Here is a 10,784-nt window from a genome sequence, read left to right on the forward strand (position 1 = left end):
GGCCCAGGTGATCGGCCGCGAGCTGGCGGGTCTGGGTGGTATGGCGTCGGTGTCGCTGCCGCGTGCGGAGGTCGAGACCCGTCTGTCGGGCTGGGTGGGCCGGCTTGATGTGGCCGCGGTCAATGGTGTGTCCAGTACGGTCGTCGCGGGTGACGCCGACGCGATCGTGGAGTTCGTCGCCGCTTGCCGGGGGGAGGAGATCCGGGCTCGTCAGGTCCCGGTGGACTACGCCTCGCACTCGGCGCATGTGGAGCGGATCGAGGCCGAACTCCTCGACGTCCTCGCCCCGATCACCCCGCGTGCGGCCCGTGTCCCGTTCTACTCGACCGTCGACGCCGCACCCACGGACACGACGACTCTGGACGCGGGCTACTGGTACCGCAATCTGCGGCACACCGTCCGTTTCGAGGAGACCGTGCGTCTCCTGATCTCGAAGGGTTTCGGGACGTTCGTGGAGTCCAGTGCTCATCCGGTGCTGACGATGGGTGTGCAGGAGACCGCCGACGTCACCGCCGACGTCACCGCCGTGGGCTCGCTGCGGAGGGACGAGGGCACCCTGGCCCGTTTCCTGGCCTCGGCCGCCGAACTGTTCGTCCACGGCACGTCCGTCGACTGGTCCGCCCTCTTCGAGGGGACCGGCGCCCGGCGCGTCGACCTGCCCACCTACCCCTTCCAGCACCAGCACTACTGGCTCGAAGCCGACGCGTCGCAGACCGACTCGCTCACCTACCGCGTCCAGTGGAAGGCCCTCGACGCCGACGAGACCCCCGCCCGGCTGTCCGGGCGGTGGCTACTGGTCCTGCCCGAGGGACCGGCCGGGTCCGAGGCCGCCGAACTCGCCCGGCAGCACCTGGCCGCCCGGGGAGCCGTCGTGGAGCCGTTCGCCGTCAGCCCGGCCGACGCCGACCGGTCCCTGCTGCGCGCCCGGCTCGCCGAGGCCACCGACCGTCCCGGCGCCGAGCCGCTGACCGGCATCCTGTCCCTGCTCGCCCTGGCCGAGGGCGAGCACCCCGACCACGCGGCCGTTCCGCTCGGGCTCGCCGCCACCCTCACCCTCGCCCAGGCCGCCGCCGACGCGGGCACCGGAGCCCGGCTCTGGGCCGTCACCGAGGGCGCCGTGACGGTGACCGCCACCGAGGTGCCGTCCGCCGCACAGGCGCAGATCTGGGGCCTGGGCCGCGTCGCCGCCCTCGAACTCCCCACCCTGTGGGGAGGACTGGCGGACCTGCCCGCCGGCGGGCAGACCGACGCCCGGCCCTGGCAGCAACTGGCCAACCTGCTGGCCGCACCCGGTAACGACGACCAGGTGGCCGTCCGCGGCTCCGGTGTCTTCGGCCGCCGCCTCGTCCAGGCCCAGCTCGGCCCGGCCGACGGCGCGCGGCACACGCGAGGCACCGCGCTCGTCGTCGGCGACATCGCGGGCGTCGCGGCACCACTGGCCCGCCGCCTGCTCGCGTCCGGCACCGAGCACGTCGTACTCGCCGGACTCACCGGCGCCGTCGCGGACGAACTCGCCGACATCGAAGGCCGTACGACCGTCACGCCCTGCGACCTGACCGACGACCACGCGCTCGGTGAACTCCTCACCCGGCACACCCCGTCCGCCGTCTACGTCGCACCGCCCGTCGCGCCACCGACCACGCTCACCGAGACCACCATGGAGGGCTTCGCCGCCGCGGTCCTGGCCAAGACGGACCTGCCCACCCGAGTCGACGCGCTCCTCGCCGGCACCGAACTCGACGCCTTCGTCGTGTTCTCCTCCGTCGCGGGAGTCTGGGGCGGAGCCGGCCAGGGCGGCTACGCGGCCGGTACCGCGTACCTGGACGCGTTCGCCCAGACCCGTCGAGGCGTGGGCCTGGCCGCCACCTCGGTGGCCTGGACCCCCTGGCGGAACACCTCCGGCGTCTCCGCCGGGCACCTCGCGCGCACCGGTCTGAGCCTCCTCGCCCCCGAGCGCGCCCTGGACGCCCTCGACGCCGTCCTCGGCCGCGACGAGACCGGCATCACGGTCGCCGACGTCGACTGGAGCCGGTTCGAACCCGCCTACACCGCCGCCCGGCCCTGCGCGCTCCTCGACGAGCTGCCCGCGGTACGGCGGGCGCGCCGGGAGGAGCCGGCCGTATCCGGCCGCGAGGAGCAGACCAGCGGGCTCGCGGCCGCCCTGCTCGGCAAGTCCGACCAGGAGCAGGAGCGGGAACTGCTGCGACTGGTGCGTACCCACGTCGCCGCCGCCCTCGGGCACTCCGACTCCGACGGCATCGCACCCGACCGCGCCTTCCGCGCGCTGGGCTTCAACTCCGTCACCGCCGTCGAACTGCGCAACCGGCTGCGCGAGGCGACGGGCCTGCCCCTGGCCGCCTCCCTGGTCTTCGACCACCCGAGCCCCGCCGCGGTCGCCCGCCACCTGAGGGAACTGGTCACCGGCGCGGGTGCCGACCAGTCCGCCGACGCGCCGTTCGCGGTCGCGCCCGCCGACGGCGACGCCGAACCCGTCGCCATCGTCGGCATGGCCTGCCGCTTCCCCGGCGGCGTCAGCACCCCCGGCGAGCTGTGGCGGCTGGTACTCGACGGCGGCGACGCCATCACACCCTTCCCCACCAACCGCGGCTGGGACCTCGACGGCCTCTACGACCCCGACCCGGAGGCCAAGGGACGCACCTACGTCCGCGAAGGCGGCTTCCTGCCCGAGGCTCCCGACTTCGACCCGGAGTTCTTCGGCATCTCGCCCCGCGAGGCCCTCGCCATGGACCCCCAGCAGCGGCTGATGCTGGAGACGTCCTGGGAGGCGTTCGAACGCGCCGGGCTCGACCCCGCCCAGGTGCGCGGCAGCCGCACCGGAGTGTTCATCGGCACCAACGGCCAGCACTACATGCCGTTGCTCCAGAACGGCGACGAGGACTTCGACGGCTACCTCGGCACCGGCAACTCCGCCAGTGTCATGTCCGGCCGCCTCTCCTACGTCTTCGGACTGGAGGGCCCGGCCGTCACCGTGGACACCGCCTGCTCGGCGTCCCTGGTCGCCCTGCACCTGGCCGTGCAGTCGCTGCGCCGCGGCGAGTGCGGCCTGGCACTCGTCGGCGGCGCCACCGTCATGTCCACCCCGGAGATGCTGGTCGAGTTCTCCCGCCAGCGCGTCATGTCCCCCACCGGCCGCTCCCGGGCCTTCGCCGCCGGCGCCGACGGCGTCACGCTCGGCGAAGGCGCCGGCACACTGCTCGTGGAACGGCTCTCGGACGCCGAGCGCAACGGACACCCCGTCCTCGCCGTCATCCGCGGCTCCGCCGTCAACCAGGACGGTGCCAGCAACGGCCTGACCGCCCCCAGCGGACCCTCCCAGGTCCGGGTCATCCGCCAGGCCCTCGCCGACGCGGGCCTGCGACCCCGGGACGTCGACGCCGTCGAGGCCCACGGCACCGGCACCGAACTCGGCGACCCCATCGAGGCCCAGGCCCTGCTCGCCACCTACGGTGCCGAACGCCCCGGCGACGAGCCGCTGTGGCTCGGCTCCGTGAAGTCCAACCTCGGCCACACCCAGGCCGCCGCCGGAGTCGCCGGCGTCATCAAGATGGTGCAGGCGCTGCGCGGCGGCGTACTGCCGCGCACCCTGCACGTCGACGAGCCCAGCCCCCGCGTCGACTGGTCCGCGGGCGCCGTCTCCCTGCTCACCGACGACGTGGCCTGGCCCGAGCGGGACACCCCGCGCCGCGCCGCCGTCTCCGCCTTCGGCATCAGCGGCACCAACGCCCACGTCATCCTCGAGGAGGCCCCCCGGCCCGAGCCGCGGCCCGACACCGCGGACCCCGGCCAGGACGGAACCGACTGGTGGTCGGAGGTCACCGTCCCGCTGCTGTTCTCCGCCCGCAACGAGTCCGCCCTGCGCGCCCAGGCGGCCCGGCTGCGCGCCGAACTGATCGAACACCCCGACACCCACCCCGCCGACGCGGGTTACACCCTGATGACCGCGCGCTCCCGCTTCGAGCACCGGGCCGCCGTCATCGGCGAGAGCCGCGAGGAACTCCTCGACGCCCTCAACTGCCTGGCCCAGGACCGCCCTCACCCCGTCGTGCTGCGCGGCACCGCCGGGCCCGGCGACCGGATCGTCTTCGTCTTCCCCGGCCAGGGCTCCCAGTGGGCGTCGATGGCCGAAGGACTGCTGGAACGCTCCGCCGCCTTCCGCGCGAGCGTGCGCGAGTGCGACGAGGCCCTGCGCGCCCACCTCGACTGGTCCGTGCTGGACGTCCTGCGGCAGGTGCCCGGCGCCCCCTCCACGGCCCGCGTCGACGTGGTCCAGCCGGTGCTGTTCACGATGATGGTGTCGCTGGCCGCCACCTGGCGCTCCCTGGGCGTGCACCCCTCCGCGGTCGTCGGCCACTCCCAGGGCGAGATCGCCGCCGCGTACGTCGCCGGCGGCATCTCCCTCGACGACGCCGCCCGCATCGTGTCCCTGCGCAGCCAGGCCTGGCTGACACTGGCCGGCCAGGGCGGCATGATCGCCGCGTCCCTGTCCGCCGAGGACCTGCGGGCCCGCCTCGCCCGGTTCGGCGACCGGCTCTCCGTGGCCGCCGTCAACAGCCCGAACACCGCCGCCGTCGCCGGTGACCCCGGCGCACTGCGCGAACTCCTCGACGAACTCGCCGCCGACGGCGTCCACGCCCGCCCCATCCCCGGCGTCGACACCGCCGGGCACTCCGCACAGGTAGACGCGCTCAAGGACCACCTCATGGAGGTACTGGCCCCCGTCGCGCCCCGCACCGGCGACATCCCGTTCTACTCCACCGTCACCGGCGGCCTGCTGGACACCGCCGAACTGGACTGCGGGTACTGGTACCGCAACATGCGCGACCCGGTGGAGTTCGAGGCCGCCACCCGCGCCCTCGTCGCCGACGGCCACGAGGTGTTCCTGGAGCCCAGCCCGCACCCCATGCTGGCCGCCTCCCTCCAGGAGACCGTCGCGGACCGCGGCGCCCGCGCGGCCGTCCTCGGCACCCTGCGCCGAGACAAGGGCGGCGCCCGCTGGTTCGCCGCGGCCCTCGGCACCGCCCATGTCAGTGGCGTCGAGATCGACGCCGACGCCCTCTTCGGCACCGGTTCACGCCGCGTCGAGCTGCCCACGTACCCCTTCCAGCGCGAGCGGTACTGGTACAGCGCGCCGGCCCGGCGCGGCGACCTGTCCGCCGTCGGACTGCGGGAAGCGGCACACCCCCTGCTCGGCACCGGCGTGGAACTGCCCGAGTCGGGGTCCGTCGTCTACACGGCCAGGCTGGGCGCCGACACCCAGCCCTGGCTGGCCGACCACGCCCTGCTGGGCACCACCCTGCTGCCCGGCGCCGCCCTCGTGGACCTCGCCGGCTGGGCCGGACGGCAGTCGGGCTGCGCCCGGACCGACGAACTGATCCTCCAGGCCCCCGTCGCGCTGCCCGACACCGGCGCCCTCGAACTGCGGCTGCTCGTCGCCGCCGCGGGCGAGGACGGACGGCGCACCCTGACCGTCCACTCCCGCGAGGCCGGCGCCGAGCCCGGCACCCCCTGGACCCGGCACGCCGAAGCCGTCGTCGCACCCGCGTCCGGCACCGAAGCACAGGCCGTCGCCCCCGCCCCGTGGCCGCCGGCCGCCGCCACCCCCGTACCGCACGGCGAACCCGCCTCCTTCTACGAGGACTTCACCGCCCGCGGCTACGACTACGGGCCGGCCTTCCGCGGCTTCCGCGCGGGCTGGACGCAGGACGACACCGTGCACGCCGAAGTCCAGCTGCCCGAGCAGGCCACCGGCACCGGCTACGGAATCCACCCCGCCCTGCTCGACGCGGCCCTCCAGGCGATGAGCCTCGGCCGGTTCTTCCCCGAGGACGGGCAGACCCGCATGCCGTTCGCGGTGCGCGGCGTGACCCTGCACACCGAGGGCGCCGCACGGCTGCGCGTCACGGTCCGCCCCGCCGGTGCGGAAGCCGTCGCCCTGAGCGCCACCGACGACACCGGACGGCCCGTCCTCGACATCGACGAACTGCTGGTGCGTACCGTCTCCGACGAGCAGCTGGCCGCCGCGTCGGCCGGCCGGACCGGACACCACGGCTCCCTGTACGAGGTCGACTGGCCGACGCTGCCGGTCCCGGCCGCGCTGCCCGTGCGCCGTCTGGCGGTCGTGGGCGAGGACCACGCCAAGGTGCTCGCCGCGATGGAGGCCGCCGGCACCGACGGCGACTGGTACCCCGACCTGGCCGCGCTGCTCGCCGCCACGGAGACCGGCCCCGCCCCCGACACCGTCGTCATCTCCTTCCCACAGCACCCCTGCCCCGACGCGCCGGCCGCGCACACCACCGCCCACCGGGCGCTGGACCTGGCCCAGGGCTGGCTGGCGGCCGGCGACCGGCTGGCCGGCACCACCCTCGCCCTGATCACCAGGGGAGCGGTGGCCGCCGGCGCCGACGAGCAGGTCGTCGACCCGGTCGGGGCCACCGTGTGGGGGCTGATCCGGTCCGCCCAGTCCGAGGAACCCGGCCGCTTCGTCCTCCTCGACGTCGACCGCCCCGACACCCTCAAGGGCACCACCCTGGCCGCCGCCCTCGCCTGCGGCGAGTCGCAGACCGCCGTCCGCGGCGGCGCCGTCCGCGTTCCGCGGCTCGCCCGCGCCGGCGAGACCGGCGCACGCGGCGACCTGCTGCTGCCCCCGGCCGACAGCACCGCCTGGCGGCTGGCCACCACCGGCACCGGCACCCTGGACGGACTGCGTCTCACCGACGCGCCCGACACCCTGGCCGCCCTCGAACCCGGACAGGTACGCATCGCCGTCCGCGCCGCCGGCGTCAACTTCCGCGACACCCTCATCGCGCTCGGCATGTACCCCGGCGAGGCCGTCATGGGCGCCGAGGGCGCGGGCATCGTCACCGAGACCGGCCCCGGCGTGCGTCACCTCGCCCCGGGAGACCGCGTCCTCGGCATGTGGACCGGCGGCTTCGGCCCCTTCGCCGTCGCCGACGCCCGCATGGTCGCCCCCGTCCCCGACGGCTGGACCTACGCCGAGGCCGCGTCCGTGCCGGCCGTGTTCCTCACCGCCCACTACGCCCTCACCCGCCTGGCCGGAGCCCGGCCCGGGCAGTCCCTGCTGGTCCACGCCGCCGCGGGCGGTGTCGGCATGGCCGCCCTGCAGCTCGCCCGCCACCTCGGCCTGACGGTGTACGCCACCGCGAGCACCGGCAAGTGGGACACCCTGCGCCGACTCGGCCTCGCCGACCGCGCCATCGCCAACTCCCGCACCACCGAGTTCGCCGACACCTTCCTCGCCGCGACCGACGGCAGGGGCGTGGACATCGTCCTCAACTCCCTCGCGGGCGAGTTCGTCGACGCCTCCCTGCGGCTGCTGCCGCACGGCGGGCACTTCCTCGAACTCGGCAAGGCCGACGTACGCGACCCGGAGCACCTCGCGAAGACCCACCCGGGCACCGAGTACCAGGCGTTCGACCTCGTCCAGGCCGGCCCCGACACCGTCGGCGAGATGCTGCGCGAACTGCTCGACCTGTTCGCCCGGGGCGTCCTGAGCCCGCTGCCGCTGACGACCTACGAGATCCGCGGCGCCCGCGAGGCCTTCCGCACCCTCAGCCAGGCCCGGCACACCGGCAAACTGGTCCTGACCATGCCACCGTCCTTCGGGCCGTACGGCACCGTCCTGGTCACCGGCGGCACCGGCACCCTCGGCAGCGCGGTGGCCCGCCACCTCGTCACCGAGCACGGCGTGCGCCACCTCGTGCTCGCCGGCCGCCAGGGCCCCGACGCCGAAGGCGCCCCCGAACTCGCCGCCGAACTGACCCGTCTGGGCGCCGAGATCACCGTACGGGCCTGCGACGCGGGCGACCGGGAGCAGCTCGCGGCGCTCCTCGCGAAGATCCCCGCCGACCGGCCGCTGACCGGCGTCGTGCACACCGCCGGCGTGCTCGCCGACGGCACCGTGCCCGCGCTCACCCACGACGACCTCGACACCGTCCTGCGCCCCAAGGTCGACGCCGTGCTCAACCTGCACGACCTCACCCGTGACCTGGACCTCACCGGATTCGTCATGTACTCGTCCTCATCGGCCCTGTTCGGCAGCCCCGGCCAGGGCGGCTACGCGGCGGCCAACGCCTTCCTCGACGCCTTCGCCGGATACCGGCGCTCCCTGGGGCTGCCCGCCGTGTCCCTGGCCTGGGGTCTGTGGGCCGGCGACAGCCGGATGGCCGGTCACCTCGACCAGAGCGGCATGCACCGCAGGCTCGCCCGGGGCGGGGTCCTGCCCCTCACCGACGCCGAGGGCCTGTCCCTGTTCGACGCGGCGCAGGCCGCCGACAGCCCGCTCCAGGTGCCCATCCGGCTCAACCACGCGGCCGTACGCGCCGCCGGCCCCGTCCCCGCCTTCCTCAGCACACTCGTCCAGGGCGGCACCACCGACACCGCGCGGCACACCCCGCAGGAGGCCCCCGCCCAGGCCGACACGCTGACCGCCCGGCTGACCGGACTCTCCGTCGAGGAGCAGGAGGAGCTCCTCCTGGACACCGTCCGCGCTCACGCCGCCGCCGTCCTCGGTCACGGCGGACCCGAGGGCATCGCCGCCGACCGGGCCTTCAAGGAGACCGGCTTCGACTCCCTCACCGCGGTCGAGATGCGCAACCGGGTGGCCGCCGCCACCGGACTGCGCCTGCCGGCCACCCTCGTCTTCGACCACCCGACGCCCCTCGCGCTCGCCGCGCACCTGCGTACCGAACTGGTCCCCGAGGACACCGGGACCCCGCTGCCCGCAGACGCCGGCGGCAGGTCCGTCATGACGGAACTCGACCGGCTGGAGGCCCTCTTCGGCGCCCTCGTCGGACAGGCCGCCGACGGCACCGCTCCGGACGCCACCACGCACCAGGAGATCGCGGGCCGCCTCACCGCCCTCACCGGACTGTGGCAGGGCATCGGCGGCACGCGGGGCACGCACGCGACGGACGAGACGACGGCCGACTCCCTCCAGGACGCCGACGACGACGAGATCTTCGCATTCATAGACGAGCGGTACTGAGCCGCGACCACGTGACGGGGTGACCAGACAGACATGGCGAACGAAGACAAGCTCCGCGACTACCTGAAGCGGGCCACCACCGAACTGCACCGCACCAGCGAACGCCTCCGGGAACTCGAGGCCCGGGCCCACGAGCCCGTCGCGATCGTCGGCATGGCCTGCCGCCTCCCCGGCGGTGCCGCCTCACCGGAGGCCCTGTGGGAGCTGGTGTCCACCGGCACCGACGCGGTCTCCCCGCTGCCCGGCGACCGCGGCTGGGACACCACGGGCCTGTACGACCCGGACCCGGACGCGGCCGGCCGCACCTACTGCCGCGAAGGCGGCTTCCTGCCGGACGCGGGCGCCTTCGACCCGGCGTTCTTCGGCATCTCGCCCCGCGAGGCCCTCGCCATGGACCCCCAGCAGCGACTGCTCCTGGAGACCTCGTGGGAGGCCCTGGAACGCGCCGGCATCGACCCGCGCTCCCTGCGCGGCTCCCGCACCGGCGTGTTCGTCGGGGCCTGGGACGGCGGCTACACCTCCGCCGTCCACGAGCCCTCGGCCGAACTGGAGGGCGACCTGCTCACCGGAGGCGTCGTCAGCTTCACCTCCGGCCGCATCTCCTACACCCTGGGCCTGGAGGGCCCGTCCGTGACCGTGGACACGGCCTGCTCCTCCTCCCTGGTCGCCCTGCACCAGGCCGTCCGCGCGCTGCGAGCCGGGGAGTGCGACCTGGCGCTCACCGGCGGTGTCACCGTCATGTCCACCCCCGCCGTGTTCGTCCAGTTCTCCCGCCAGCGCGGCCTGGCGGCCGACGGCCGCTGCAAGGCCTTCGCCGACGCGGCCGACGGCTTCGGCCCGGGTGAGGGCGCCGGCATGCTGCTCGTGGAGCGGCTGTCCGACGCGGTACGCCGGGGCCACCGCGTCCTGGCGGTCCTGCGGGGCTCCGCCGTCAACCAGGACGGCGCCAGCAACGGCCTCACCGCACCCAGCGGCGCCGCCCAGCAGCGCGTGATCCGTCAGGCCCTCACCGACGCCGGGCTCACCGCCGCCGACATCGACGCCGTGGAGGCGCACGGCACGGGCACCCGGCTCGGCGACCCGATCGAGGCGCACGCCCTCATGGACACCTACGGCCGCGCCCGCACCGGCGAACGCCCGCTGTGGCTGGGCTCGCTGAAGTCCAACATCGGCCACACCCAGGCCGCCGCGGGCGTCGCGGGCATCATCAAGACGGTGATGGCGCTGCGCGCCGGTGTCCTGCCGAAGACCCTGCACGTCGACGCGCCGTCCGCGGAGATCAACTGGTCCGAAGGCGGCGTGGAACTGCTGACGGAGACCCGTGACTGGCCCGCGGCGGCGGACCGTCCGCGTCGGGCGGGGGTGTCGTCGTTCGGGGTGAGCGGGACCAACGCGCACGTGATCCTGGAGCAGGCCCCCGCCGTCGAGCCGGTCCACGGACCGGAGGTGCGGGAGACGCTGCCCGTGGTACCGCTGGTGGTGAGCGCCAGGTCGCAGGCCGCCCTGAAGGAACAGTCCGAACGTGTGGGGCGTCTGCTGGAGCCCGCCGGTGAACTGCGCCCGCTCGACGTGGCTTTCAGCCTGGCCACCGGACGCTCGGCCCTGGAGCACCGCTCGGTGACCCTGGACCAGCTCGCGGTGGAGGGTGTGGCGTCGCAGTCGTCCGGTCGGACGGTGCTGGTGTTCCCGGGTCAGGGGACGCAGTGGGCGGGGATGGGGCGTGAGCTGCTGGACACGTCGCCGGTGTTCGCGGCTCGTC

At 74.9% G+C, this 10,784-nt stretch carries 2 protein-coding genes; both read left to right on the forward strand.

The features are described from left to right. Positions 1-7: 7 nt before the first annotated feature. Positions 8-9,025 carry an SDR family NAD(P)-dependent oxidoreductase gene (locus ACH4NX_RS38225; RefSeq protein WP_398153394.1) on the forward strand — a complete coding sequence of 3,006 codons (9,018 nt, stop codon included), beginning with the start codon at positions 8-10 and terminating at the stop codon, positions 9,023-9,025. A gap of 33 nt (positions 9,026-9,058) precedes the next feature. Further along, positions 9,059-10,784: type I polyketide synthase (locus tag ACH4NX_RS38230; protein ID WP_398153395.1), on the forward strand; the 1,726-nt coding region annotated here is incomplete at its 3' end.

Source organism: Streptomyces sp. NPDC017225 (assembly GCF_044331465.1).
In the GTDB taxonomy this organism is placed as follows: domain Bacteria; phylum Actinomycetota; class Actinomycetes; order Streptomycetales; family Streptomycetaceae; genus Streptomyces.